The organism is Terrabacter sp. 05T424, assembly GCF_056396225.1.
Genome location: NZ_JBFTLB010000007.1, coordinates 234,200 through 260,519 on the forward strand (window position 1 = coordinate 234,200; position 26,320 = coordinate 260,519).

The 26,320-nt window shown below is 70.7% G+C and carries 23 protein-coding genes and 1 other RNA gene; 7 read left to right on the top strand and 17 right to left on the bottom strand.

The genetic code is table 11. The features are described from left to right. Nucleotides 1-21: 21 nt before the first annotated feature. The 7 genes from AC1DE0_RS15710 to AC1DE0_RS15740 all read right to left on the bottom strand — a co-directional run bounded on the left by AC1DE0_RS15710 (nucleotide 22) and on the right by AC1DE0_RS15740 (nucleotide 7,820). On the bottom strand, nucleotides 22-1,782 hold the full coding sequence (locus tag AC1DE0_RS15710) for a DEAD/DEAH box helicase (protein WP_478102190.1): 1,761 nt from the start codon (nucleotides 1,780-1,782) through the stop codon (nucleotides 22-24). A 139-nt stretch (nucleotides 1,783-1,921) separates the two neighbouring features. After that, nucleotides 1,922-2,884 (bottom strand): zinc metalloprotease, encoded by a 963-nt coding sequence (locus AC1DE0_RS15715; protein ID WP_478102193.1) that lies wholly within the window; start codon nucleotides 2,882-2,884, stop codon nucleotides 1,922-1,924. A 152-nt stretch (nucleotides 2,885-3,036) separates the two neighbouring features. Beyond that, nucleotides 3,037-3,348: a DUF3039 domain-containing protein gene (locus AC1DE0_RS15720; RefSeq protein WP_478102195.1), complete on the bottom strand. Its 312-nt coding sequence runs from the start codon at nucleotides 3,346-3,348 to the stop codon at nucleotides 3,037-3,039. After that, nucleotides 3,345-4,217: a glutamate racemase gene (locus AC1DE0_RS15725; protein WP_478102197.1), complete on the bottom strand. Its 873-nt coding sequence runs from the start codon at nucleotides 4,215-4,217 to the stop codon at nucleotides 3,345-3,347. Before AC1DE0_RS15725 ends, AC1DE0_RS15720 begins: the two co-directional genes overlap by 4 nt. A 1-nt stretch (nucleotide 4,218) precedes the next feature. After that, nucleotides 4,219-4,779, bottom strand: a complete 561-nt coding sequence (locus AC1DE0_RS15730) for a YqgE/AlgH family protein (protein WP_478102199.1) — start codon at nucleotides 4,777-4,779, stop codon at nucleotides 4,219-4,221. Between the two features lie 29 nt (nucleotides 4,780-4,808). Beyond that, nucleotides 4,809-7,136, bottom strand: a complete 2,328-nt coding sequence (locus AC1DE0_RS15735) for a DEAD/DEAH box helicase (protein ID WP_478102201.1) — start codon at nucleotides 7,134-7,136, stop codon at nucleotides 4,809-4,811. A 291-nt stretch (nucleotides 7,137-7,427) separates the two neighbouring features. Beyond that, nucleotides 7,428-7,820: a VanZ family protein gene (locus tag AC1DE0_RS15740; protein ID WP_478102203.1), complete on the bottom strand. Its 393-nt coding sequence runs from the start codon at nucleotides 7,818-7,820 to the stop codon at nucleotides 7,428-7,430. Nucleotides 7,821-7,888: 68 nt separating this feature from the next. Here AC1DE0_RS15740 and AC1DE0_RS15745 point away from each other — a divergent pair, with 68 nt between their 5' ends. From AC1DE0_RS15745 to AC1DE0_RS15755, 3 genes are all read left to right on the top strand, one after another. Beyond that, the gene (locus AC1DE0_RS15745) at nucleotides 7,889-8,512 is read left to right on the top strand and encodes an SIMPL domain-containing protein (protein WP_478102205.1); all 624 of its coding nucleotides are present in this window, start codon (nucleotides 7,889-7,891) and stop codon (nucleotides 8,510-8,512) included. A gap of 59 nt (nucleotides 8,513-8,571) precedes the next feature. Beyond that, nucleotides 8,572-8,967: a thioredoxin gene (gene trxA, locus AC1DE0_RS15750; RefSeq protein ID WP_478102207.1), complete on the top strand. Its 396-nt coding sequence runs from the start codon at nucleotides 8,572-8,574 to the stop codon at nucleotides 8,965-8,967. 191 nt (nucleotides 8,968-9,158) lie between these two features. Next, nucleotides 9,159-9,530, top strand: coding sequence for a DUF4333 domain-containing protein (locus AC1DE0_RS15755; protein WP_478102209.1), 372 nt, complete (start codon nucleotides 9,159-9,161; stop codon nucleotides 9,528-9,530). Between the two features lie 53 nt (nucleotides 9,531-9,583). Here the strand turns inward: AC1DE0_RS15755 and ssrA are convergent. Then, nucleotides 9,584-9,950: a transfer-messenger RNA gene (ssrA, locus tag AC1DE0_RS15760) on the bottom strand. A 246-nt stretch (nucleotides 9,951-10,196) separates the two neighbouring features. Between ssrA and AC1DE0_RS15765 the strand changes: the two genes are divergently transcribed. Beyond that, the gene (locus AC1DE0_RS15765; protein WP_478102211.1) at nucleotides 10,197-13,571 is read left to right on the top strand and encodes a pyruvate carboxylase; all 3,375 of its coding nucleotides are present in this window, start codon (nucleotides 10,197-10,199) and stop codon (nucleotides 13,569-13,571) included. A 118-nt stretch (nucleotides 13,572-13,689) separates the two neighbouring features. Further along, nucleotides 13,690-14,301, top strand: a complete 612-nt coding sequence (locus AC1DE0_RS15770) for a hypothetical protein (protein WP_478102213.1) — start codon at nucleotides 13,690-13,692, stop codon at nucleotides 14,299-14,301. Here AC1DE0_RS15770 and AC1DE0_RS15775 read toward each other — a convergent pair. Then, nucleotides 14,285-15,154, bottom strand: a complete 870-nt coding sequence (locus AC1DE0_RS15775; RefSeq protein WP_478102215.1) for a winged helix-turn-helix transcriptional regulator — start codon at nucleotides 15,152-15,154, stop codon at nucleotides 14,285-14,287. The two genes, AC1DE0_RS15770 and AC1DE0_RS15775, sit on opposite strands and share 17 nt — an antisense overlap. 53 nt (nucleotides 15,155-15,207) lie before the next feature. Between AC1DE0_RS15775 and AC1DE0_RS15780 the strand changes: the two genes are divergently transcribed. After that, nucleotides 15,208-16,458, top strand: a complete 1,251-nt coding sequence (locus AC1DE0_RS15780; protein WP_478102217.1) for an MFS transporter — start codon at nucleotides 15,208-15,210, stop codon at nucleotides 16,456-16,458. Here AC1DE0_RS15780 and AC1DE0_RS15785 read toward each other — a convergent pair. The 7 genes from AC1DE0_RS15785 to prfB form a co-directional block, all read right to left on the bottom strand. After that, nucleotides 16,390-18,366 carry a DUF2207 domain-containing protein gene (locus AC1DE0_RS15785; protein ID WP_478102219.1) on the bottom strand — a complete coding sequence of 659 codons (1,977 nt, stop codon included), beginning with the start codon at nucleotides 18,364-18,366 and terminating at the stop codon, nucleotides 16,390-16,392. The genes AC1DE0_RS15780 and AC1DE0_RS15785 overlap by 69 nt on opposite strands. Nucleotides 18,367-18,451: 85 nt before the next feature. Beyond that, the gene (smpB, locus tag AC1DE0_RS15790; RefSeq protein WP_478102221.1) at nucleotides 18,452-18,925 is read right to left on the bottom strand and encodes an SsrA-binding protein SmpB; all 474 of its coding nucleotides are present in this window, start codon (nucleotides 18,923-18,925) and stop codon (nucleotides 18,452-18,454) included. 124 nt (nucleotides 18,926-19,049) lie between these two features. After that, nucleotides 19,050-20,540: a peptidoglycan DD-metalloendopeptidase family protein gene (locus AC1DE0_RS15795; protein ID WP_478102223.1), complete on the bottom strand. Its 1,491-nt coding sequence runs from the start codon at nucleotides 20,538-20,540 to the stop codon at nucleotides 19,050-19,052. A 161-nt stretch (nucleotides 20,541-20,701) separates the two neighbouring features. Further along, on the bottom strand, nucleotides 20,702-21,607 hold the full coding sequence (gene ftsX / locus AC1DE0_RS15800; RefSeq protein WP_478102225.1) for a permease-like cell division protein FtsX: 906 nt from the start codon (nucleotides 21,605-21,607) through the stop codon (nucleotides 20,702-20,704). A 24-nt stretch (nucleotides 21,608-21,631) separates the two neighbouring features. Then, entirely contained in the window at nucleotides 21,632-22,552 is a 921-nt protein-coding gene (gene ftsE, locus AC1DE0_RS15805) for a cell division ATP-binding protein FtsE (protein ID WP_478102227.1), read from the bottom strand. 187 nt (nucleotides 22,553-22,739) lie between these two features. Beyond that, on the bottom strand, nucleotides 22,740-23,249 hold the full coding sequence (locus tag AC1DE0_RS15810; protein ID WP_478102229.1) for a hypothetical protein: 510 nt from the start codon (nucleotides 23,247-23,249) through the stop codon (nucleotides 22,740-22,742). An 83-nt stretch (nucleotides 23,250-23,332) separates the two neighbouring features. Beyond that, nucleotides 23,333-24,445, bottom strand: a complete 1,113-nt coding sequence (gene prfB, locus AC1DE0_RS15815) for a peptide chain release factor 2 (protein ID WP_478102231.1) — start codon at nucleotides 24,443-24,445, stop codon at nucleotides 23,333-23,335. Nucleotides 24,446-24,610: 165 nt separating this feature from the next. Here prfB and AC1DE0_RS15820 point away from each other — a divergent pair, with 165 nt between their 5' ends. After that, nucleotides 24,611-25,540 (top strand): hypothetical protein, encoded by a 930-nt coding sequence (locus tag AC1DE0_RS15820; protein ID WP_478102233.1) that lies wholly within the window; start codon nucleotides 24,611-24,613, stop codon nucleotides 25,538-25,540. A gap of 109 nt (nucleotides 25,541-25,649) precedes the next feature. Here AC1DE0_RS15820 and AC1DE0_RS15825 read toward each other — a convergent pair whose 3' ends face one another. After that, nucleotides 25,650-26,186 carry a matrixin family metalloprotease gene (locus AC1DE0_RS15825; RefSeq protein ID WP_478102235.1) on the bottom strand — a complete coding sequence of 179 codons (537 nt, stop codon included), beginning with the start codon at nucleotides 26,184-26,186 and terminating at the stop codon, nucleotides 25,650-25,652. Nucleotides 26,187-26,320: the final 134 nt, after the last annotated feature.

The following is a 26,320-nucleotide window of genomic DNA, read 5'->3' on the forward strand; positions in this document are numbered from 1 at the left end:
GGGGCCCACTTCCGGGAACGGTCAGCGGCGGCCGACGAGCCAGAGGCGGATCTTGTCGATGCGCTCGCCGACCTGGTCGGAGGATGCCGCGGCGAGGTCGGGGCCGCCACAGACGCGGCGGAGGTCCATGTGCACGTTGGCGTGCGGCAAGCCCTTCTGCCGGGCGTACGTCGAGACGAGCGTGTTGAGCTCCTTGCGCTGGGCGGCGAGGGCCCGGTGCGCGGCGACCGGCGTCGGCCCCTGCGCCCCCTGTGGCGCCTTCTTCACCTGGCGGCTCTGGCGCTCGCGCAGCAGCGCCGACACCTGGTCGGGCTCGAGCAGCCCGGGCAGGCCGAGGTACTGCTCCTCGTCCTCGGATCCGACCTGCGCGTGCATGCCCCACTGCTGCTTGTCGAAGAGCACGTGGTCGAAGTGGGCGTCGGACTCGAGCGCCTCGAACGCGCCCTCGTCGAGGGCGCCGCTCGCCTTGTCGGCGCGGTTGGCCTCGTCGAGGAGCGACTGCTCCTCGGCCCACATCTGGCCGATGTCGTCGGGGTTCGGCTTGCGGTCGAGCGCGTGGTCGCGCTGCTCCTCGAGGCGCGCGGCATGGTCGAGCACGACCGGCACCGACGGCAGGAACACCGAGGCCGTCTCGCCGCGCTTGCGGGCCCGCACGAAGCGGCCGACCGCCTGCGCGAAGAAGAGCGGCGTCGAGGTCGACGTCGCATACACGCCGACCGCGAGCCGCGGCACGTCGACGCCCTCGGACACCATGCGGACGGCGACCATCCACCGCTCGTCGCTCGTGCCGAAGTCCTCGATGCGCTTGCTCGCGCCGAGGTCGTCGGAGAGCACGACCGTGGGAGCCTCGCCGGTCAGCTGACGGAGGATGGCGGCATACGCCCTCGCCTGGGTCTGGTTGGAGGCGATGACGAGGCCACCGGCGTCCTCGACGTGTCGACGCACCTCGGTGAGGCGCCGGTCGGCGGCGGCGAGGACCGCCGGGATCCACTCGCCCTTCGGGTCGAGCGCGGTGCGCCAGGCGTGCGCGACGAAGTCCTTGGTCATCGGCTCGCCGAGACGCGCCTCGAGCTCGTCGCCGGCCTTGGTGCGCCAGCGCATGCTGCCGCCGTAGGCCATGAAGAGGACGGGGCGCACGACGCCGTCGCGCAGCGCTTCTGCGTAGCCGTAGGTGTAGTCGCTCGAGCTGACGAGCGTGCCTTCGGCGTCGAGCTCGTAGGTGACGAACGGGATCGGCGAGGTGTCGGAGCGGAACGGCGTGCCGGTGAGGCTGAGGCGCCGCGTGGCAGGCTCGAACGCCTCGCGGATGCCGTCGCCCCAGCTCTTGGCGTCGCCACCGTGGTGCACCTCGTCGAGGATGACGAGGGTGGGGCGCGTCGTCGTCAGCTCGCGGTGCAGCGAGGGGCGCGAGGCCACCTGCGCGTAGGTGACGGCCACGCCGTGGTAGTCGTCGCTGTGCCGGCCGATGCTGTTGCTGAACTTCGGGTCGAGGCTGATGCCGACCCGGGCCGCTGCGTCGGCCCACTGCGTCTTGAGGTGCTCGGTGGGCGCGACGACGGTGACCCGCTGCACGATGCCGGCGCCGAGCAGCTCGGTGGCCACCCGGAGCGCGTAGGTCGTCTTGCCGGCACCCGGCGTCGCGACCGCCAGGAAGTCACGCGGCCCCTTGCCGAGGTAGAGGTCGAGCGCCTCCTGCTGCCAGGCGCGCAGCTTGCTGGCGGTACCCCACGCTGCCCGCTCCGGGAAGGCGGGAGGAAGGTGGAAGGCAGCCCCTGAACTCATAGGCCGCCCACGGTATCCGGTCGGTCTCCACGACATGCCGAGGCCCAGCCAAGTTGGCGGGGCCCCGACAGGTTTGGTATGGCTACCGAGTTCGTATGCCGCAGAGAGGTTTTCGCAGGTCAGCCGCCTGCGAGTCCGCTCACTTGCCGGCGCGGTAGGCCGTCCACTGGGCCTGCATGCGCGAGACCTGGCCGGCCGTGAAGGTGTTCATGCACGAGTCGTACGTGTAGTCCATGAAGTTCTTGATCGGGTCGAGTCCCGGGCTCGTGCAGGTGTCGCGGCCGGTCGGGCACTGGTAGGCCGCGCTCGCCTCGGCCGGAGTGTCGGAGACGTAGTCGCCGTTGCCGTTACAGCCGCCCTGGAACGTGTGGTAGAGCCCGGCCCAGTGACCGACCTCGTGGGTGGCGGTGTCGCCCTGGTTGTAGTTCGTCGCGTTGCCGCCGGGCAGCGAGCCGGTGAGCACCACGACGCCATCCATCACGTCGTAGCTGTTCTTCGGGAAGGTCGCCCAGCCGAGCAGGCCCTGACCGATGTTGGCCGAGTAGAGGTTGAGGTCGGCCATCGTGCCCTTGCGCAGCGCCGTCTTCATGCTGCGCTCGGCCGAGGAGCCCGGGGTGACGGTGTACCAGGAGGCGTTGCTCGTCGAGTCGCTGCCGACGAGCGTGAAGCTGAGGCCGGTGCCGGAGTAGGCGTTGTTGAGCACGGTGATCTGGCTGCTGATCTTGCTGGCGCTCACCGCGCCCTGCGAACCGTTCGTGATGGTGTGCCAGTAGACCTTGACGTTGGCCGCCGCGAACGCAGCGCCCGCGCCGGGCTTGCCGTTCTGGCCGCTCGCCTTGGCGAGCTTGCCGGAGGAGTCGCGCGTCAGTCCCTTGGCCGCGAGAGCCTTCGTCAGCGCCGCCTCGTTGGCGCGGACCTGGGCGTCCGAGAGCTCGTGCGGGTCCTTGGCCGTCCCGTGCGCGCCCCGGGCGCCCACCGCTGCAGGGTCGACGCACGCGGCCTTGTCGTGGCCGTCGGCGGCTGGGACCGCCTGGGCCGGTGACCCGAGTGCCAGGGTGGCGAGCGCGAGGGGTGCGGCAAGGGCCAGGGAGCGGAGCTTCATGGGGAGACCTTTCTCGTCCGACACGGCTCCCGATCGGGCGCCGACCCCAGCGACGATAGGTACGCGAGCGTCAGCGGCGGAGCCACCGCGAGTAAAGAAGCCGTAAGGAATCGCACTGCGAGCCGTGCTCGTCAGCAGCGCTGGCGAGGAGGTCAGGCGTCCCCGTTGTCGCCGTCGCCGCCGTCCTGGGGGTCGCGCAGACCCTCGTAGATCTCCTTGCAGACCGGGCAGACCGGGAACTTCTGCGGGTCGCGCCCGGGCACCCAGATCTTGCCGCAGAGCGCGACGACGGGCTCACCCGACAGGGCGCTCTCGAGGATCTTCTCCTTGCGCACGTAGTGCGAGAAGCGCTCGTGGTCGCCAGGCTCCTGGAGCTCCTCACGGACCTCCTCGCGCTCGATCGTGGCGGTGCTCGTGCGACGCAGCGGCTCCGGCTCGAAAGGGTCGGGAGGCATCGTGCTCATGACGAGAGTGTATGCCGCCCTGCCGCGCTCCCGAGGAGCCGCTCCCCCGCCGGGTAGGCGCGCCACGACGCAGGCATCGCGGCCGGTCTGCCACTCAGCAGCACCGCCTCCACACCGCCCCCGGCCCTCTCGGCACCGCCGGCACCTGCGGAGGGGTCGGGCTCGAGACCGATGCGGCGCAGGGTCTGTCGGGCGACCGCGACCGGGGAGTCGTGCACGACGACGCCCTCGCCCAGTGCGGCGACGATGCGGTCGACGACGAGCCCATAGTGGGTGCAGCCGAGCACGAGCGAGCGCACGCCCGCGGGAGTCTGGGACGCGGCATACGCGATGCACTCGTCGACGAGGTGGGCGTCGCCCGCCTCGATGGCCTCCGCGAGGCCGAGCGCAGCCACGGCATACGTCTCGACGTCGGCGGCGAACGCGTCGATGAGGCCACGCAGGTAGTCGCTCGAGGTCGTCGCGGCGGTGGACCAGACCGCGACCGGCCCGCCGGCGGCTGCGGCCGGGCGGATGGCGGGCACGGTGCCGATCACCGGCACACCCGGCTCAAGCTCCGCGCGCAGGGCGCCGAGACCGTGCACCGAGGCGGTGTTGCAGGCCACGACGATGGCGTCAGGGGCATACGGGAGGGTCGCCCGCGCCGACGCGAGGATGAGCGTGCGCACCTCGTCCGGCGTTCGCGGGCCGTAGGGCATGTTGTCGGGGTCCAGCGAGAGCACGAGCCCGAGATCGGGGCGCACCGAACGCAGCGCGTCGGCGTAGCCGAGGAGCCCGAGGCCGCTGTCGACGAAGGCAACTCGCCTGGTCGATGCTCGGGCCTCGGGCTGCCGCTCTGCCGCGGGCGCGGGTCCGGGGGTGACGCCCACCTCAGTTCATCGAGGGGTCGTCGGGGAAGTTCGCGACGTACGCGAGGCTGTCGCGCTGTCGACGGAGCACCTCGCGCCAGAGGGTCCCAGGGTGGGAGGTAAACGCGTCGCGCACCTCTGCGTCGACGACGTACCAGTCGCCGCGGGCGATCTCGTTCTCGAGCTGGCCGGCCTCCCAGCCGGAGTAGCCGGCGAAGATCCGCAGGCCGGCGAGCTCGGCCGCCACCACCGGGGTCGGCACGTCGAGGTCGACGAGCCCGATCGAGCCGAACAGCCGCTTCACGCCGAGCGGTTCGGGCTCGTCGCCGGGGACGGTCACGAGGCCCAGGGCCGACGAGGTCGACACGGGTCCACCCTGGAAGAGCACGTGCGGGGCCGTGACGACGCGCTGCCAGCCCGGCAGCACGGAGTCGACCTCAGCGGTCAGCGGCTTGTTGAGCACGACGCCCTGGGCTCCGCCGTCGTCGTGGTGCAGCATGAGGATGACGGACCGGTGGAAGACGTCACCCTCGACGGACGGTGTCGCCACGAGCAGGCGGCCGGTGTGGAACGTCGAGCTCACGGAGCACAGCCTTCCACAACGGCGACCCGTCAGAAGCGAGCGCCCCGGTGACCGCCACGGTCGTCGTCGCTCCAGCGAGACACGAGACCGTCGCCTCGCTCACCGCGACGACCACGACGGTCGTCGCGGCCGCCACCGTGGTGCGGGCGCGAGCCGCCACGCTGGCCCTGGCGCGGGCCGCGCGGGCCGGCCGGCCCTCGACGGTGCTGCTTCGGACCTGCGATGAGGCGCTGGAAGTCGTCCTCGGCGATGGCGACACCGCTGGGCGTCGTCGCACCGGTGGCCGCGATGATCGCGTCGCCGGGCGTGGCCCGGACAGGCGAGATCTCGAGCCCGGCGTCCTTGAGCTGACGCTCCATCGTCTTGCGCTGGTGCGGCAGCGCCAGGGTCACGACGGTGCCCTTGTCACCGGCGCGGGCCGTGCGGCCCGAGCGGTGCAGGTAGTCCTTGTGGTCGGCCGGAGGGTCGACCTGCAGGACGACCGACACGTCGTCGACGTGGATGCCGCGGGCGGCGACGTCCGTGGCGACGAGCACCGGGAGGGTGCCGTCACGGAAGGCGCCGAGGACGCGGTTGCGCTGGCCCTGGTTGAGCCCACCGTGCAGCGCGGCAGCCATGACACCCTGCTCACGCAGCTGCAGTGCGATGCGGTCGGCGCCCAGCTTGGTGCGGCAGAAGACGACGGTGCGCCCGTCGCGGTTGGCGACCTCGGCCGTGATGACCTTCTTGTGCTGCGGGTCGATGAGCAGGACGTGGTGGTCCATGCCCTCGACCGAGGCGGTGGCGTCGTTCGTCGAGTGCGTCACCGGGTCGGTGAGGTACTTCTCGACGAGGGCGTCGATGCCGCGGTCGAGCGTCGCCGAGAACAGCAGGCGCTGACCGTCGGCCGGGATCTTGTCGAGGGTCGTCGTGATCTCGGCCATGAAGCCCATCTCGGCCATGTGGTCGGCCTCGTCGAGCACCGTGATGGCGATGTCGTCCATCTCCACGGCGCCGCGCTCGAGCAGGTCGTTGAGGCGGCCAGGGGTGGCGATGAGGATGTCGACGCCCTTGTTGAGGGCGTTGATCTGGGTCGTGTAGCTGAGACCGCCCGCGACGAGCTTGTGGCGGAGGCCGACGACGTGCACGAGAGGCTCGAGCGCGTCGGAGATCTGCATCGCGAGCTCACGGGTCGGCGTCAGGATCAGGGCGTGGGGCTTGCGCGGGCGACGCTGCAGGTCGGCCTCGAGCAGCCGCGCGATGAGGGGCAGACCGAACGCGAGCGTCTTGCCGGAGCCGGTCTGGCCCCGACCGAGGACGTCCTTGCCGGCGAGGGCGTCGGGAATCGTCGCGGTCTGGATCGGGAACGGCGAGGTGATGCCTTCACGGGCCAGGCGCTCGACGACGCGCTCCGGGAGACCCAGGGCGGTGAAGCCGTTGTCGGCCTCGACGGCGACGGGGCCGTCGGAGATGTCGGCGCGGGTGGCCTTGGTCCAGTTGTCGGCGTCCATGCGCTCGGCCTCGGCGTCCTCGAAGCTCACCGGTGCGCGGTCATCGAAACGGGGACGGTCGTCACGACGCTGGAAGCCCCGGTCACCGCGGTCGTCACGACGCTGGAAGCCCCGGTCACCGCGGTCGTCACGACGCTGGAAGCCCCGGTCACCGCGGTCGTCACGACGCTGGAAGCCGCGGTCGCCGCGGTCGTCACGGCGGTCGAACGACGGGCGGTCGTCACGACGCTGGAAGCCGCGGTCGTCACGGCGCTCGAACGACGGACGGTCATCACGGCGCTGGAAGCCGCGGTCGCCACGGTCGTCGCGACGCTCGAACGAGCGACGCTCGCCACGGTCGTCACGGCGCTCGAACGACGGGCGGTCGTCACGACGCTGGAAGCCGCCACGGTCATCGCGACGCTGGAAGCCGCGGTCGTCACGACGCTCGAACGAGGGACGGTCATCACGGCGGTCGAACGAGCGACGCTCGCCGCGGTCGTCACGGCGCTCGAACGAGGCACGGTCATCACGGCGCTGGAAGCCGCGGTCGCCGCGGTCATCACGGCGCTGGTAGCCGCCGCGGTCGTCACGGCGGTCACCGCGGTCATCACGGCGCTGGTAGCCGCCACGGTCGTCACGGCGCTCACCGCGGTCGTCGCGGCGGTCGAACGAGCGGTGCTCGTCGCGCGGGGCACGCCACTCGCGACCCCCTACGTGGGAGGTGCCCGACGAGGTCGGGCGTGAGCTCTTGGGACCGGAGAAGGAGCCGGACTTCGGTCCGCCCTGGCCGCCTTGACCACGGTGCGGCTTCTTGGCCGCCGCGGACTTCTTCTCGGTGGACCAGCGGGCCTTCTTGGGCGCGCCGGAGGGGGTGTTCTTGGGCATTGCGTATTCAACTCTCTTGGACTCGATGCAGACTTCGCCTCGAGCCGTGAGTCACAACACGACCATGCAGACGAGCCTCAGGCGCAGAAGTGTCTGCGCCCCATGTGTACCGGTGCCCGGCATCTGTGCCGTCCGGTGTTCGGATCCGCTCCGCGTCGGTGCCGGGCCGCGCTGTCTGCGCGGGCTTCCGGTGGGGCGTCACCCCGTCGGACGAGCCTGCCCGCCGGGCATCCCCGGCGCCATCTCGTCCGTCGTGATCCGAGGAGACCTCGGAGTCGGATGCCCGCCAGTCTACCAGCGGCGCAGCCGCGCCCCGACCACGAGCGCTGCCGCGGCGACGCCCACCCCGACGAGGTCGACCACGGCGTCCCAGACGTCGCCGGAGCGTCCGGGCAGCAGGAAATGCTGCACGAGCTCGCTGACGGGGGCATGCAGCGCGAACGCGATGACCGCCGTGCGCACCGACCCGATGGCCCTGGCCACGGCATACGTCGGAACCGCGAAGACGAGCAGGTGGACCACCTTGTCGGTCCAGCTCACGGGCCCCTCGATCGTCACCACCGGCCAGTACAGGACGCAGAGCTGCACGACCACGGCCAGGCCCGCCAGCGTGACGAGCACCCGAGAGCCGCGCTCAGGCCCGCGCACCGCCAGGTCACGAGGGTCACGTCGAGGGCTCGTCATGTCTCCGGAGTCTAGGTAGGTTGCGACGAGGACCACGAGCCGCCCCGGCGGTCGACGAGAGGACAGCCATGGGCAAGCGCACGGTGACGGTCAACGGCAGCGGCCGCGCATCGGTCTCCCCCGACGTGGTGCGGCTCGACCTGCGCGTCGGCCATGACGCCGACGACGTCGCAGCCGCACTGGCCGGCGCCACCGACGGCATCAGGAAGGTCGGCGCCGTCGTGCGCGACCGCGGCGTCGCCGATGCCGACATCCGCACTCTCGACGCGGGCGTGAACCAGCGTTGGGACAACACCGGCACGGCAGTCGGATTCACCGCGCAGCAGCGGCTCGGCGTGACCGTGCGCCAGCTCGAGGCGGTGGGCGAGATCCTCGAGGCCGCAGCCGCCGCCGTCGGGAACGCCCTGCTCGTCGACTCGGTGCGCCTCGACGTGGCCGACCGTTCCGACGGACTCCGCGCCGCCCGCGACGGCGCGTTCGCCGACGCTCTCGACAAGGCGCGGCAGTATGCCGGCCTGTCGGGTGCCGAGCTCGGCGATGTTCTCGGGGTGGCCGAGGGCGGCGTGATGCCGTTCGAGGGGCGGCGGTCGAAGTTCATGGCCGTCGCGGCCGATGCGGCCGGCGGGATGCCGGTCGAGGGCGGCGACCTCGAGCTCGTGGCGAGCGTCACGGTCACCTGGCAGCTGGTCTGAGCCGGCGCGGGCCCGGCCACGCACGGAATACCCACCACCGCTGATCCGTTGGGAGAGACATGGCTACCACTGACCTGACCGCGCAGTCCTTCGAGAAGACCGTCCTCGACAACGACATCGTGCTGGTCGACTTCTGGGCGTCCTGGTGCGGCCCGTGTCGCCAGTTCGCGCCGGTCTACGACGCGGCGTCGCAGAGCGGCGACAACGACGGCATCGTGTTCGGCAAGGTCGACACCGAGGCCGAGCAGTCGCTCGCCCAGGCAGCCAACATCACCTCGATCCCGACCCTGATGGCCTTCAAGGAGGGTGTGCTCGTCTTCGCCCAGCCCGGCGCGCTTCCCCAGTCGGCGCTCCAGGACGTCATCGAGCAGGTCAAGAACCTCGACATGGCTCCGATCAAGGAGCAGATGGCCGCAGAGGCCGGCGCGGCCGCGACGGCCCCCGAGCAGGCCTGAGAGCGGGCTAAGAGCAGGCCTGACGGCAGGCCTGAGGCCGACGACGCTCGACGGCCACACGGCATACGCAAAGAGGGCTCCAGTCTGACAGTGCGCCCTCTTGGCGTACTCGGCCGTTTCGGCTGTGCGCCGACGCCGACGCCGCGATACTTGACTCCAGCGTGGACACCGGGTGGCGCGGGGAGGCACGGATGCGTGGGCGAATGCGGGAGTACGCGGTGGCCGTCGGCGTGGGGGCTGTCGGTGCGATGGCGCTCGGTGCCTGCGCACAGGGCTCCCCGAGCGCGGCGCCCACCGTCACGACGACGGTCACGGCTGCACCGTCCGTGGTCGTCTTCAACCCGGCGACGAGCGGCAAGGCCCTGGCTGCCCGAATCGTGGCGCGGGCCAAGGCCAACTCCCCGACCGACAAGGTCTCGGGCGTCACGTGCGCGAACTTCCCGAACCTCAAGGTGGGCACGCACACCGACTGCCACCTGACGCTCAACGGCGCGAAGGTGACGGTGCGGGCGACGTTCACCAAGACCGACGGGCACTACGTGCTGACGCGCGTGAAGTCGTGACGCGTCGGGTCGGCCGGATCGAGTCGTGACAGCGTGACGTGGCCACCACGAGGTGGTGGAGGTGGCGGGAATTGAACCCGCGTCCGATGACGAGAGACCAGGACTTCTCCGGGTGCAGTGCGCTATGGCTTTTCTCGGCCCCAGGGCTCGCACGCACGCGTCCCCTGACAGGCCCAGTTGAGTAAGAGTCCCGCGCAGCCCCCCAACATGACTGCGCAGCAAGTTTCCTAGCTGATGCCAGACACTGAGTCGGAAACTAGCTCAGGCTGACAGACTTCGAGGCTCGCTCAGGCGGCGAGGGCGAAGTCGGTGCGCGAAGAATTGGCACCTATTGTTGTGCAAGGAGCGTTTACGAGATAACCCTGCATCCTCGACCCGCTTCCCCTGATGTGTCGACCACCGTCGAAACCGATCACCCCCATGGGGGTGTCCACGTCACGCTGTTCACTTCTCAACCTGCAGCTCCACCGGAGTGGAGTCCACAGTATGCAGGAGAAACGCTCGGCCGGTCCAAGCCATTCCCCGAGCGTCCCCTGCGAGCCTCCCCTGCGAGCGTGCCCGCCACCGTCCCGCCCTGTGTCGCCCTTGTCCGTCGTCTCGAAGGCGCCACTAGGCTTCGGGACGTGGTCGTCGTGGACCACCGAGCAGCCCCGACCTGGAGGTCCGATGTTCCGCAAGGTCCTCGTCGCCAACCGAGGCGAGATCGCCGTCCGGGCCTTCCGAGCCGCGACCGAGCTCGGCGCCCGCACCGTCGCGGTCTTCCCCTACGAGGACCGCAAGAGCGAGCACCGCCTCAAGGCCGACGAGGCCTACCAGATCGGCGAGCCGGGGCACCCCGTCCGCGCCTACCTCGACCACGAGGCGATCGTGGCCCAGGCCGTCGAGGCCGGCGCCGACGCCATCTACCCCGGCTACGGCTTCCTCTCGGAGAACCCGCTCCTCGCCGAGGCGTGCGACGCCGCCGGCATCACCTTCATCGGGCCGCCCGCCTCGGTGCTTCACCTGACCGGCAACAAGGCACGCGCCATCGCGGCCGCTCGCGACGCGGGGCTGCCGACCCTGCGCGGTTCTGAGCCGGGCACCGACCTCGACGCCCTCGGGGCCGCCGCCGACGAGATCGGCTTCCCGGTCTTCGTCAAGGCCGTCAGCGGAGGCGGGGGCCGCGGCATGCGTCGCGTCGAGTCGAAGGCGGCGCTGCGTGACGCCCTCCAAGCCGCTCAGCGCGAGGCCGAGTCGGCGTTCGGCGACCCGACCCTCTACCTCGAGGAGGCGGTCGTCAACCCGCGGCACATCGAGGTGCAGGTCCTCGCCGACGGCACCGGCGAGACCGTCCACCTCTTCGAGCGCGACTGCTCGCTGCAGCGGCGCCACCAGAAGGTCGTCGAGATCGCGCCCGCACCCAACCTCGACGCGACGATCCGCGAGCGGATGTGTGCCGACGCGGTCGCCTTCGCCCGGTCCATCGGCTACGTCAACGCCGGCACCGTCGAGTTCCTGCTCGGCGAGGACGGGCGCTACGTCTTCATCGAGATGAACCCGCGCATCCAGGTCGAGCACACGGTCACCGAGGAGGTCACCGACATCGACCTGGTGGTGACGCAGATGCAGATCGCGTCGGGTGAGACGTTCGCATCGCTCGGGCTGCGCCAGGACGACATCCGCACCAAGGGCTTCGCGCTTCAGTGCCGCATCACGACCGAAGATCCCGCCAACGGGTTCCGTCCCGACGCCGGCACCATCACCGTGTACCGCTCGGCCGGCGGCAGCGGGGTGCGCCTCGACGGCGGCACCGTCTTCGTCGGCGCCGAGGTCAGTGCCCACTTCGACTCGATGCTCGTCAAGCTGACGTGTCGCGGCATGACGTTCCCGATCGCGGTGCGGCGGGCCCAGCGCGCGCTGGCGGAGTTCCGCATCCGCGGCGTCTCGACCAACATCCCCTTCCTCGAGGCGGTGCTCAGCGACCCGGTGTTCCAGGAGGGCCTGGCGACGACCTCGTTCATCGACCAGCGACCCGAGCTGCTGGCGGCCCGCGTCAGTGCAGACCGGGCGACCAAGCTGCTCAGCTACCTCGCCGACGTCACCGTCAACCAGCCCAACGGACCCGTGACGACGCGAGTTCGCCCACGCCACAAACTCCCCCAGCTGCCCGACACGCCCCTGCCGCACGGTTCGCGGGACCGGCTCGTCGCCGACGGACCGGCGGCGTTCGCGCGGGCCCTCCGCGAGGCGAACGACGTCGCCGTCACCGACACGACCTTCCGTGACGCCCACCAGTCGCTCCTCGCCACTCGCATGCGGACTCGGGACCTGCTGCACGTCGCCCGGCATGTGGCGCACCTGACGCCGCAGCTGCTCTCCATGGAGGCGTGGGGCGGCGCGACCTATGACGTAGCCCTGCGCTTCCTCGCCGAGGACCCGTGGGAACGGCTCGCAGCGCTGCGCGAGGCGATGCCCAACATCCCGTTGCAGATGCTGCTGCGCGGGCGCAACACCGTCGGCTACACGCCCTACCCGACCGCCGTCACCGACGCGTTCGTGCGCGAGGCGGCGTCCACCGGACTCGACATCTTCCGCATCTTCGACTCGCTCAACGACGTGTCGCAGATGCGCCCTGCCGTCGAGGCGGTGCTCGGGACCGGCACCGCGGTGGCGGAGGTCGCGCTCTGCTACACCGGCAACCTCATGTCGCCGGGCGAGAAGCTCTACACGCTCGACTACTACCTGCGCCTCGCCGAGCAGATCGTGGGGACGGGCGCCCACGTGCTGGCCATCAAGGACATGGCGGGGCTCCTCCGTGCCCCTGCCGCCGCACGGCTCGTCACCGCCCTGCGCGAGCGCTTCGACCTGCCCGTTCACCTGCACACCCACGACACGGCCGGCGGGCAGATCGGCACGCTGCTCGCGGCCATCGACGCCGGCGTCGACGCCGTCGACGCCGCCACGGCGACCATGGCCGGCACCACGAGCCAGCCCTCACTGTCGGCCCTCGTGGCCGCGACGGACGACACCGCGCGACCGACCGGCCTCGACATCGAGCAGGTCTTCGCGCTCGAGCCCTACTGGGAGGCGGTGCGCCACCTCTACAAGCCGTTCGAGTCGGGCCTCGACTCCCCCACCGGCCGGGTCTACTTCCACGAGATCCCCGGCGGTCAGCTGAGCAACCTGCGGCAGCAGGCGATCGCCCTCGGTCTCGGCGACCGCTTCGAGGCCATCGAGGACATGTACGCCGCCGCGAACCGCATCCTGGGCAACGTCGTCAAGGTGACGCCGAGCTCCAAGGTCGTCGGTGACCTCGCGCTCGCGCTCGTCGGTGCCGGGGCCGACCCGCAGGACTTCGAGGACGACCCGCAGAAGTACGACATCCCCGACTCGGTCATCGGCTTCCTCAACGGCGAGCTCGGCGACCCTCCCGGCGGCTGGCCCGAGCCGTTCCGCACCAAGGCCCTGGCCGGGCGGCAGTCCAGGCCGCGCCTCACGGAGCTGTCGGCGCAGCAGGAGCACGACCTCGACCAGGCGCCACGACGCACGCTGAACCAGCTGCTCTTCCCGGGCCCGACGTCGGAGTTCGAGGGATCGCGCGAGGCCTACGGCGACCTCTCCGTGCTCGGCACGGTCGAGTTCCTCCACGGCCTCGAGCCGGGCGAGGAGTACGAGGTCGAGATCGAGCAGGGCAAACGGCTGCTCATCGGCGTCCAGTCGGTCGGCGACGCCGACTCGAAGGGCATGCGCACCGTCATGTGCACCCTCAACGGCCAGTTCCGTCCCATCCAGGTGCGCGACCGGTCGGTCGAGGCCGACGTGAAGTCGGCCGAGAAGGCCGATCCCGGCGCGAAGGGTCAGGTGGCCGCACCATTCGCCGGTGTCGTGACCCTCGCGGTCGCCGAGGGCGACACCGTGGAGCCGGGTGGCGTCGTCGCCACCATCGAGGCCATGAAGATGGAGGCGAGCATCACCAGCCCCTCCGGCGGCACGGTCTCACGGGTGGCGATCGGCGCCCACCAACAGGTCGAAGGTGGCGACCTGCTGGTCGTCATCGGCTGAGGGGCACCATCCCGCCCGGCCCGCGCGTGGGGGCGGGCCGGCATACCCGCTGTTCACCTGTGGCGGCCGCCCAGGCGTGGGTACGCTCGAACGGTCGGGACATCTGGGCAGGTGCGTCATGGTCGGTCGGCAGCAGCCAGGGAGGTCCGCGGCCGGGTCGGGGCGCGGACCTGGACTCAGCGCGGCCGGCTGGGCCCTCGTCATGGCGCTGTGCGCGCTCGCCATCACGGGCGGAGTCAGCGTGCTGACCCGCCTGCTGCCACCGGCTGCCACCGCTCCGGACCTCCCACCGGGCGCCTCGTCGAACATCGCGGCCACCGCCTCGAAGCCCAGCACGACGGCCGACGACGCCGTCCTCACACCGGCGCCCGCGCCTGTGCCTCCGCCGAGGGCGGCAGCCCTCGAGCAGCTGGCCGGCACGTGGACCGGTCTCGCCCGGGTGGGTGCGCAGCGGATGCCCATCACCCTCGTCGTCACGGACTCGTGCTCCGAGGGAGAGCCCTGCGGCACCCTCTCGACCGACGCGCCCGCCTGCGTCGGCAACCTCACGCTCGTGAAGGTCACCGACGGTCCGGTCTTCGAGTTCGGCACCAGGACGTACGCACCCGGCAGCTCACCCTCGTGCGTGCCCCACGAGGCTGGCGAGCTCTTCGTCATGGGCGAGAACGTGCTCGCCTACCGCACGGAGCTCGGTGACGGAGCCTTCGGAAGGCTCACCCGCGTGCGCTGACGCCGTCGGGTGCGGCGTCGTGCAGGCGGCGGACGATCTCGATCGCGTCGCCGACCGAGCCCGTGATGTCGGGGATCGGGAACAGCGTCGCGCGCACGACGCGCTCACGGTCGACGACGAGGGTCTGCCGCTTGAGTCTCGTCGTGCCACCGGCTCGGAAGGTGGGCAGGCGCAGCGAGGTGGTCAGCTCGAGGTCGGCGTCGGACAGGAGCGGGAACCGGATGTCGTTCGCCGCGGCGAATTCCGCCTGCTCGCCGGGGCGCTGCGTGGAGACGCCGACGACACCGGCACCGAGGTCGGCCAGCTCGGCCAGACGGTCACGGTACGTGCACGACTCGAGGGTGCAGCCGACGCCGCCGGGGATCTCGTCGGCCCCGGGGAAGGCGTTGCCCGGATAGCAGTAGACGACGGTGAAGGGGTGCTCCGTCACGGGGTCGAGGGAATGGAGCTGCGGGATCACCTCTCCGACAAGCGATCTCACGCGTACGGCCTCGTTGGACTCCTCAGCTGCGTTCGCCCGGGCGCTGCCGTCACCGAGCAGCCAGGTGTCGCCGAACTCCTGCAACGCTCCCAGCACGGGCAGCGCGGCACGTCCCAGGTCGGTGAGGAGGTACTCGTTGCGGGGCGGCCGGTCGGAGTACGGCCGCCGCTCGAGCACCCCGTCGGCGACGAGCGCGGACAACCGCTGGGTGAGCACCTTGCGCGAGATGCCCGTCTCGCCCACCAGCTCGTCGAACCGGGTGCGGCCGCCCGCCACGTCGCGCAGCACGAGCAGGCTCCACGGGTCTCCGAGCACCCCGACGGCCTGCGCGATGCCGCACGGGTCGTCGGGCCGGGTCTGCCGTCTCGTCACCGTCCCAGCGTAACCGAGTTTCCAAAGGAGACTTACTGTGGTCGGATGGTCGCGTGCGAGAGCTGCGAGATCTCCCCCGCGTCGTCTGGGTGCTGGCCGCCGGCCGGTTCGTCAGCTCGGCCAGCGCGTTCCTCATGCTCTTCCTCGTGCTCTACCTCACCGGCCCGCGTGGACTCGACGTCGTGCCGGCCGGCGTCATCGCGGGGTCGAACGGCGTCGGCGCCCTGCTGGGCAACCTCACCGGGGGCCGGTTCGGCGACCGGCACGGCCATCGTCGTGTCCTGCTCCTCTCCGCCACCGTCGTTGGCGCACTCACCCTGCTCATCCCCTGGCAGCCCATGTGGCTGCTCGCGGCCACGATGCCGGTGACCGGCTACCTGGGCGCGCTGGCCTCCCTGAGCCAGGGTGCGCTCGCGGCCCTCGCCGTTCCGGCCGGTTCGCGACGGTCGTCGGTGGCCGTGAGCCGTGCGGCATCCAACGCCGGCTTCGTCATCGGGCCACCGCTCGGGGCGCTGCTGGCGAGTCGCGGCTACGACGCGCTCTTCGTCATCGACGGTGCGCTCACCCTGGTGCTGCGTCACGTGACCTCCCGCTTCCTGCCGGACGAGGTCCCGGTGCTGCGCGACCCTGCCACGCCGAGCGGCCTGTGGCGGGCCGTGCGCGCCGACCGCTCCCTCTGGCTGCTGCTGCCCGCTGTCGTCCTCGTCGACCTCGTCTACCGACAGCTGTACTCGACCCTCCCGCTCCACCTCCGCGACGCGGGTCAGCCCTTGGGTCTCTACACCGCCGTCATCGCCGTCGGCTCGGGCCTGATCCTCGCCCTCGAGATCCCGGTCGCCCTCTGGCTGCGCCGCCGCCCCGCGGTGCCCATCATCGCGACGGGCTACGCGCTCGTCGCGGCCGGCTTCGTCGTCTTCGGCCTCACGTGGCTCGGGGTCGGGGTCGCGGCGGTCGCCGGGATGGTCGTGCTCACGGCCGGCGAGATCCTCTACAAGACGACCGCGACGGCCCACGTGCTCGATGCCGCCCCAGCGCACCTCGTCGGGCGCTACCAGGGCCTCTACACCGGCGCCGCCACCAGCGGGAGCATGCTGTCTGCGCCGCTGGGTGGCATCGTGTATGCCGCGCGGCCGGGACTGCTCTGGCCGCTCTGCGGAGTCGTCGCGGGGGTCGGCGCCCTGCTCGCCCTGGCGTCACGACGCGTCGCCCCCGGCCCCCGCGTGGACCCGATCGGACTACCAGGAGCCGGAGGAGGAGCCCCCGCCGCCGCCGCCGGAGAACCCGCCCCCGCCAGAGAACCCTGACGAGCCGGACGAGCCCGGCGTCGACGTGAACGTGCCGGTCGAGGTCGTCGAGAACGAGTCGACACCGTTGGCGATGCTCGTGAAGTCGGGGAAGGTGCTGCCGCTCCAGACGTACCAGGTCGGCATGATGAGCGGCTGGTTCGCGGCTTCGGCCGCCCGCGCCACGTCGGCGAACGTCGTGGCCCACCGGTCGGCGACACCGAAGACGACGGCATACGGGAGGTAGCGACTGAAGATGTTGCTCGCCTCCTCGAACTCGATCTGCCCCGCCTCGGCGGTCGTGAGGTACTCCTTGAAGCCGAGCGACTGGGCCAGCACGGCCGAGCCCTCGGCCGTCTTGGCCGCCATCCGGCCCCCGAGGAGCCACACGATCAGACCCGACAGGACCAGGCCGACCCCGAGCGCGATGCCACCGGTGAAGCCACCGCCGAGGACCGCGCTGAGCGCGGGGCGACCGTAGAAGAGCACCAGACCACCGAGCACCGCGATGACGAGGCCGAGGCCCTGCCAGACACCGCGCTGCGTCTGCGGCGACGAGCGGAACCAACCGCGGGTGACGACCTCCTGGTACATCTCAGACTGGATGCGCTTGAGAGTGCTGGCGAACGTGTTCTTGAGCTCGGAGAGACGGACCGTGTCGCCACGGCTCGAGAAGACGCCGTCGAGCAGCTGGCGCTCGTAGGGCAGGAGGCGCTCGGTCGCCGGGGGCACGAGCCGGGTGAGTGTCCAGTCCGTGCGGCTGAACATGCCGCCGGCGTCGTTCTCCTCGATGCGGAGGAAGCCACGCACGGCGAGGTCGATGAGGGTCGCCGAGACGTCGATGGGGTTGGCGGTCTCGTCGATGATCGTGCCGACCATGCCCGGCTGCACGCCCTTCGGCGGCTGGAACTGCACGGCGATCGTGGTCGACCCGCCGCGGACCGTCGCGGCGCTCGGCGTGCCGTCACCCGTGGCTCCGGTGCCGAACGACGGGGTGAGCCCCGGCGTGACGTCGGCGTAGCGCTCGTCGCGGCCGCGGGTCCACACGAGGGTGCCCATCACCGCCAGCGCGAGCACCGGGGCGCCGATGCCGCCCAGCCACGCGGCCGCATTGGCGGCCGGCGCGGCGGCCGAGCCGACCGACGAGCCCGAGCTGCCCTGACGGACGTCGGCGCGCACGTCACCGAAGGCCGACACCGGGTAGGAGGCGAGCACCGACATGGCCTCGCCCGACGTCAGGCCCTGCGCCGAGAACTTCGCGGGGTCACCCGAGGTGGCCTGGCACGGGGTGTCGGACCGGGTGACGCCCTGGTAGCAGGCGACCTTCGTCGACCCGGTCGGGGCGTTGACCGTGATCGAGACGCGGTCGCGATCCGTGAGCTCGTTGGGGCCGAAGACGTTGTAGTAGAGCTCCACCGTGTCGGCGGGCGCTGTGCCCGTCGCGGGCTGGCCGTCGACGGTGATCGGGTTCAACACGTCGTGCAGCGTGTAGTGGATCTCGTACACCTGCGTGCCACTGGTGAACTCGTTGGACGAGCCGATGCGGATCTCCTTCGACGCACCGTTGTCGCTCACCCGGAACGCGGCGGGCGCACCGCTCGGGCTCGAGACGTCGACGTCGGTGAGGTCGAAGAACCGGTAGCGGTCGGCCTCGTCGTTCCAGCCCATGCGCACGACGATGTTGCGGAAGATGCCGTGCTTCTCGGTGCCGGTGGGAAAGCGCCACGTGATGGTCTCGGTGACCTTCATGCTGCCGTCGGGCTGGAGGTCGTAGACCGCGGCGAAGGAGTCCATGCCCTCGCCCCCGGCCGCCCGGGCGCTCAGCCCCGGACCGGCCAGCAGCACGGCGGCGGCCAGGAGCAACGCCAGGACTCCGAGGCGCCTGCCACGCCGCACGCTCGAACCGCTCGATCCGCTCGATCCGCTCATCGGGTCCCTCCAGGTCGTTGTCCCTGCATCCTCACACCGGACGCGCACCGGGCGCGCGAGGTTCCGACGGGCCGGGCAGACCGGGTCAGCGGCGGCGGTTGGCCGCGCTCATCGCCCGGTCGGCCTCGCGGTTGTCCTGCCGCTCACGCAGGGCGTGCCGCTTGTCGTACTCCTTCTTGCCGGTCGCGATCGCGATCTCGACCTTGGCGCGGCCGTCCTTGAAGTAGAGGGACAGCGGCACGATGGTGCGCCCGCTCTCACGTGTCTTGTGCGCGATCTTCTCGAGCTCGGCGCGGTGCAGGAGCAGCTTGCGCTTGCGGCGCGGTGCGTGGTTGTTCCACGTGCCGTTGAGGTACTCGGGGATGTGGACGTTCTCGAGGTAGAGCTCGTCGCCGGTGAACATCGCGAAGCCGTCGACGAGCGAGGCACGTCCCATCCGCAGCGCCTTGACCTCCGTGCCGGACAGCACGATGCCGGCCTCGAAGGTGTCGTCGATGAGGTAGTCGTGTCGGGCCTTGCGGTTGCTCGCGATGAGCGACCGCCCCTTCTCCTTGGGCACCGGACCGTCCTTCCGACATCGGGCTGCACTGGTCTGCCTGGCCGCGGGCGCGGTCGGCGCGACAACGCTACCCCGAAGGTGTGCTGTTCTCAGAGCCGGTTTCGGTGCCGGGAGGCACCACGGCTCAGAGCCACTTGCGCGGGTCGACCGGCGTGCCGTCCTCGTAGGTGCCGAAGTGCAGGTGGCAGCCGGTCGAGTAGCCGGTCGTGCCGGAGTAGCCGATGAGCTGGCCGCGCTGCACGCTGCCGCCGAACTTCACGATGCTGGTCAGGTGGTTGTAGGTCGTCACCAGGTCGACTCCACGATGCATGCCGTGGTCGATGACCACCTGGTTGCCCCAGCCGCTCGCCCGCCAGCCGGCTCGGATGACGTCACCCGGCGCGGCGGCATACACGGGGGTGCCGCAGGCGATGCCCCAGTCGAGGCCGTCGTGGAGCATCCACTTCTTCAGCACCGGGTGCCAGCGCATGCCGAACCCGGAGGTCGTCGGCCCGTTGGCGGGGTAGGTGAGGTAGTTCGACGGGGTGTTGTCGGTGTTCTGGACCGGCGGCGGCGTCTTCGGCACGTAGACCTGGCCGCGCTTCTTGGCCGCGGCCGCCTTGGCTCGCTCGGCGCGGATCTTGGCCGCCCGCTCGGCGCGGAGCTTGGCCAACCGCTTCTGCTCCGCGATACGGGCCTGCCGTGCGCGCTCGACGAGGACGGCCTGCAGGCGGGCCGACTCGGCGCGGGCGGCGGAGAGGTCGGCTGCCTCGCTCTTGCGCTGCACCGCGAGGTCGGCGGCGTAGGTGGACTGCTTCGACTTGAGCTGGTCGAGCTGCGTTTTGGCCGCCGCGGCGTTCTGGGCGGCGGTGATGGCGTTGTTCTTCGCGACGATCGCCTGGTTCTTGGCGTCGGTCGCCGCGGCTGCGGCCGCCTCGGCACCACGCAGGGCCGCCTCGGCCTGCCGCTTCAGCGCGGCGATCTCGCCGCGCACCGAGGTGAGGTAGGAGCGGGTCGAGGTGTTGTCGGCCGTCATGGCGGCGAGCGTGTCGATGGTGTCGCTCGCGACGGCGCTCGCGGTGTCGGCCATGACGAGGCGGTCGGCGAAGTCCTGCGGAGACGTCGACCCGAAGACCATGCCGAGCTGCGACTCCTGGCTGGAGCCCTGGAAGACCTCAGCCGCGTAGGAGTCGAGGGCGTCCTGGCTGGAGACGAGGTCGGTCGCGCTCTTCGCGAGGCGCTCCTTGGCGCGCTGCTCGTTGGCCTGGGCCACCGCAAGCTTCTGGGCGACGTCCTCGTTGTGCGCGCGGGCCTTCGCCTCGGCGTCGATCGCACGGGCCTCGGTGGCCTCGGCGGCCACCTGCGCGGCCTGTGCGCGCGCCTGGGTGGCCTGCGCGGAGACGACCCGTTGCTGCGCGACCGGGAGAGCGGCGTTGGTGCGCTCGAGGTTGACGTAGGCCCGGGCGAGGGCGGCGTTGGTGCCCTCGAGCTGCTGGCCGAGCGCGGCGATGCGCTTGTCGTTGCGCTTCTTCTGGTCGGAGACCGAGTCGGCGCGCGCGGCGAGTCCCGTGCCGACCGAGACGGTGCACGCGACGACGAGGCCGGCGGCCGTCAAACTGGTCGCTGGCCTGCGCAACGAAGAACGCCTCATGAGCCACATATGTGTCATTGGTACCACACGCCACTCGCGTTGGGGAGGGTTCGGGACGATTGCGCCGATCCGTCGGTTTGTTGGGTCTCGGGGTGGCTGAGTCGCCAGGTCGCCGGAGTCGGCCGGCTCGGCGGGGGTCGCCGGCGTCAGACGCGCAGGTAGCGCCGCAGCGTCACCCACGAGGTGAGGCTGGACAGCACGACCACGCCGAGCACGACGAAGGGCGCGACGTAGAAGACGTCGGCCACCCCGATGAAGGCCGTGTCGGTGAGGGTCTGGCTGAGGAAGCCGACGACGCCGTAGCGCACCGTGGCCCAGAGCATGCCCATGGCGAGCACCGCGCCGAGGACGCTCGAGAGCACGGTCTCCATGACGAACGGGAAGCGGATCGTGAAGTTCGAGGCGCCCACGAGGCGCATGATCCCGGTCTCGCGGCGTCGGCTGAACGCGGTCTGCCGGATCGTCGTCGAGATGAGCATGACCGCGGCGAGCACCATGAGCGACGACAGCGCGATGGCGGCCCACGAGACGGTGTTCATGAAGGTGAAGAACTTCTCGAGGAGCTTCTTCTGGTCCTGCACGTCGGCGACCCCGGGCATGCCCTTGATCGAGCTCGCGACGACGTCGAACTTCCCGGCGTCGTTGAGGTTCACACGGTAGGAGTCGGCGAAGTAGGACTCCCCCGCCCGCGCGAGCGGAGAGTTCTTGTAGGTCTGCTTGAACCGCTCGTACGCCTCGTCGCGCGACTCGTAGTAGACCTCCTTCACCGTCGGCTTGAGCGCCTCGAGCTCGCCCTTGATCGCCTCGCGCTGTGCCTCGGTGGTCGCCTCACCCGCGCAGTTGGTGAAGCGGGTCTTCTCGGCGCACAGCAGGACGGTGACCTGGACGCGGTCGTACCAGTAGTCCTTCATGGTGTCGACCTGCCGCTGCCCCATCAGGCCGAGGCCAAGCAGGTACATCGAGATCATCGTGACGATGACGACGGAGACGGCCATCGACAGGTTGCGCCGCAGGCCGTTGCCGATCTCGCCGAGGAGGAACTGGAATCGCATGTCGTGTCTGGCTCCGTCTCGCGGTCAGCGGTCGCTCGTCTGGACGGCCTTGTGCCGGCGGAAGATCCCGCCACGTGACCGCGGTGCGTCGGCGTCGCGGCCGATCGGCGGCAGGCCGTCGGGGTCGTTGTCGAGGCCACCTCCACCGCCGGCGTATGCCGTCGGGTCGGCGTCGTCGTAGCCGTCGGGCACCTCGGGGGCGTCGGCGACGAGGGGCCGGGGCGCCTCCGCCTCGTCGTCGAGCCGGATGCGCTGGATGGAGCCGGTGGTGTAGTCACCGGCCTCCATGTCGCTGACGAGCACGCCGCGGTCGAGGCGCACGACGCGCTTGCGCATGGCGTTGACGGTCACCGTGTCGTGGGTGGCCATCACGACCGTGGTGCCTGTGCGGTTGATGCGGTCGAGCAGCTGCACGATGCCGAGGCTCGTGTCGGGGTCGAGGTTGCCGGTCGGCTCGTCCGCCAGCAGGACCGGCGGCCGGTTGACGAAGGCGCGGGCGATCGCGACCCGCTGCTGCTCGCCACCGGACAGCTGGTGGGGCAGGCGCTTCTCCATGCCGGCGAGGCCGACCAGCTCGAGCGTCTCGGGGACCGTCTGGCGGATGCGGGCGCGGCTGCTGCCGAGCACCTGCAGCGCATAGGCGACGTTCTGGAAGACCGTCTTGTTCGGCAGCAGGCGGAAGTCCTGGAACACGCAGCCGATCTCGCGGCGCAGGGCCGGGACCTTGCGCTCCGGCAGGCGGTCGAGCTCACGTCCGCCGACGAGGATGCGTCCGCGGGTGGCGTCCTGCTCCTTCATGACCAGTTGCATCATCGTCGACTTGCCCGAGCCGGACGTGCCGACGACGAAGGCGAACTCGCCGCGCGGGATCTCGAGGCTGACGTCGTCGAGAGCCGGACGGGTCGTGCGGGGATAGGTCTTCGTCACGTTCTCGAAGAGGATCATGCGTCGGGCCTCGACTCGTACTGGACGGCAGCGGGACAGCGGCTGGGCTGGGCGGCCACCCGACGGCATACGTGGCGACGGCATACGCGGGCAGGGGCTCAGGACCGCCTCCGAGGCTACGGGCCGCGAGACGAAACCCGTGGAAAACGTGCGTGCCCGGCGTGGCGTCCCACGGGCCACGCGACGGTCAGCAGACGAGCGTCGTCAGCCCCTGGACGGTCTCCGCACCCGACCGGGCCAGCTTGCCCCAGCCCTGCGTGCACAGCGCGGTGGTGGGCACCGGCGCCGAGTAGCTCAGCTGCTGCCGGACGGCGCCGGTGGTGAAGCCGCGTGTGTCGGGCTCGCCGCGCACGGCGACCCCGCCCATGGACCGGTAGGCCGTGCCTCGGGAGTGGTACTGGTCCCACACGTAGACCGAGGTGAAGTTCATCCAGGACGAGCCACGGGAGTCGCGGCACCAGCCGATGTACTGGCGCACCGTGAAGGCCGGGATGCCGAGGTCGGCGACCACCTTCTTGTCACCGATCTGGCGCACGCTGCTGCACGGCGCGGACGTGGTGGAGACGACGCTCGGGGCAACCGGGGACGCGGGAGTCGCCGACGCCGGGACGGCTGGCGCGATCGTCAGCAGGGCGGTGGCGGTGACTGCGGCCAGGGCGGTGCAGGCGTGCCGGACAAGGCGGTGGAGGGAAGACATGGGCGGAGCCTCTCGGGTGGAGCCGATGACGCGACCCTACGAGCGAGAAGGTTCCTCCGCCCGCCGAAACGGACCTCCGGTGCTCAGTCCTGCCGGCGGTTCTCGCCGATCTGCCAGCGGATGCCCGCCTCGATGAAGCCGTCGATGTCGCCGTCGAAGACCGCGCTTGGGTTGCCGGTCTCGAACTCGGTGCGGAGGTCCTTGACCATCTGGTACGGGTTGAGCACGTAGGAGCGCATCTGGTCGCCCCAGCTGGCCTTGACGTCGCCCGCCATCTCCTTCTTCACCGCGGCCTCCTCGGCCTTGCGCTGCAGGAGCAGTCGCGACTGGAGCACGCGCAGGGCGGCGGCGCGGTTCTGGATCTGGGACTTCTCGTTCTGCATCGAGACGACGATGCCGGTCGGGATGTGCGTCATGCGCACGGCCGAGTCGGTCGTGTTGACGCTCTGCCCGCCGGGGCCGCTCGAGCGGAACACGTCGACCTTGAGCTCGTTCTCGGGGATCTCGATCGAGTCGTCGCTCTCGATGAGCGGGATGACCTCGACCGCCGCGAAGCTCGTCTGGCGGCGGCCCTGGTTGTCGAACGGGCTGATCCGCACGAGACGGTGGGTGCCGCCCTCGACGGAGAGGTGACCGAAGGCGTACGGCACGTTGACCTCGAAGGTCGCGGACTTGAGGCCGGCCTCCTCGGCGTACGAGGTGTCCATGACCTTCGTCGGGTACCCGTGCCGCTCGGCCCAGCGCAGGTACATGCGCATGAGCATCTCGGCGAAATCGGCGGCGTCGACGCCACCGGCTCCGGAGCGGATGGTGACGACGGCCTCGCGCTCGTCGTACTCCCCCGAGAGCAGGGTGCGCACCTCGAGCTCGCCGACGTCCTTGCGCAGGGCGGTCAGCTCGCGCTCGGCCTCGTCGAGGGTGGCCTGGTCGTTCTCCTCCTGGCCCATCTCGACGAGCGTCTCGAGGTCCTCGATGCGGGCGTCCATGTTGACGACGCGGTCACGCTCGGAGTTCGCCCGGCTCAGCGCGCTGGTGACCTGCTGGGCCTGGTCGGGGTCGTCCCACAGGTCGGGGGCGGAGGCCTGCTTCTCGAGGTCGGCGATGGTGACCCCGAGGGCGTCGAGGTCGGTGACCCCACGCACGGAATCCATCGTCGCGCGCAGTTCCTTGATCTCTTGCGTGAAGTCAACAGCCACGATCGAACAGCCTACGGCAGCACGGCGGGAGCCGTGCACGGCCACGGTGATCGCTCGGCGGGGACTGCTGCCCATTGCCCCCGGCGCCCTCGTGGGTCAGGATGCCCACACCGGGTGAGCACCGTGCCGCCCGGGGTATCAGGGGAACAGGGGAAGGACAGTGGTATGCGCATTCGTGCTGCGCTCGTGCGGCTCATCGCCGTCGTGGGGCTCGTCGCTCCGATGGGAGTGGTCACGTCGACCGCGTCGGAGGCCGCGGTGGTGTGTCCGCCGCGGCTGGGGCTGACGTGGTTCAACAACAACTTCGACGCGGGAACGACCATCCCGTACACGAACACCGACTACGTGTCGCAGGGCCTGGCCTACTGGCCCGCCAAGGACTGGCTCATCACCTCGCTGAGCGACGACACGTGGCTCCCGGGCCGAAACATCCTCGCGGTGAAGAACCGCTCGACCGGTGCGCTCGTCAAGAAGGTCTTCGTCCAGTACACCAACGGTGCCGAGATCGAAGGGCACATGGGCGGCGTCTCCGTCGCCGGCAGCAGCCTGCTGGTCTCGACGAGCTCCGGCGGCAAGAACCTCTTCCGGTTCTCCCTGCGTGCGCTCGAGCTCGCACCGCACAACACGGCGCTGAAGACGAACGGCAGCTGGTTGGTCAAGGCCAGCTCCTACAACACGGCTGCCGGCGGCTACCTCTACGTCGGCACCTTCAGCGACGCCCTCAACGGCAGCTCGACGATGTGGCGCTACAAGCTCAGCTCGACGCAGGCCCCGACCGGCACCCCGGTGGCGATCAGCACGCCCACTCGGGTCCAGGGAGCCGTCGTCGCCGACGGGCAGTACATCTTCAGCACCTCCTACGGCCGCAACTGCTACAGCCGCCTGAAGTTCAGGAAGATCGGCTCCTCCAGCTACGGGCGGCCCATCGAGATCCCGCCCATGAGCGAGGGCATCGTCAACGTGCCGCGAGGCGCGGCCGGCCCCGTCAGCGACTGGGTCTACGTCAACTTCGAGTCCGGCTCGGACCAGCACAAGGACGCGACGTTGCGCCAGTTCCGCTTCCAGCACGCGTACCTCACGGCGTTGACGCCGTGACGCGCTGACGGCGTACGCCCCTGTTTCGGTATGCCGGCACGTGACGACGGGCCCGCGGTGAGGATGTCGCGGGCCCGTCGTGGTGAGGGCACTCCCCCGTCGGGACTGCCTACCGGTAGTTGGCGCCCATCCACTTCAGGTCGTCCTTGGTCGGGCTCGACAGCGTCGACGACGAGCTGGTGTAGGCGTACATCGAGCTCTTGCTCGAGGTCGAGTGGGGCAGGCCCCCGCAGTGGCCCAGCTCGTGGATCGCCAGCTGCTGGCCGCCCTTCATCGTCGCCCACGACGGCGACAGGTGAACGGTGCAGGACGTGATGACGCCGCCGCTGCTCGCGGGGCTGGCGTCGCCGACGGCCCCGAAGATGGACGACTCCGCCTCCACGACGGTGATGTTGGCCAGCGCCGGGTCGCTCGTGGTGACGACGTTCCAGCCGGCGGTGCGCCACTCGCTCACGGCCTCGGCGACGCGGAACCAGTTGCCGCCGCCGGTCGAGTCGTAGACGACGGCCTGGGTGGCCCAGTGGCCCAGGTAGGCGGCAGTCGGGGCTGCCGGGGCCGGCTTGGCCGCCTGCGAGGGTGCGGCTGGGCCGAGGGCGATTCCGACCGCTCCGGCTGTCGCGAGTGCGACGAGGACGATCCGCTTCATCTAGGTGCTCCTGCTCGTGGACGCCGCGTGCGCCAGGTGGGATTGGCGCTGTTTGTCCAAATTATCGATTTCGCCCGAGCGTGAGGCATTTTTGACGATCTCTTGACCATTCCCGGTGGTGCCGCGCGTTGTCG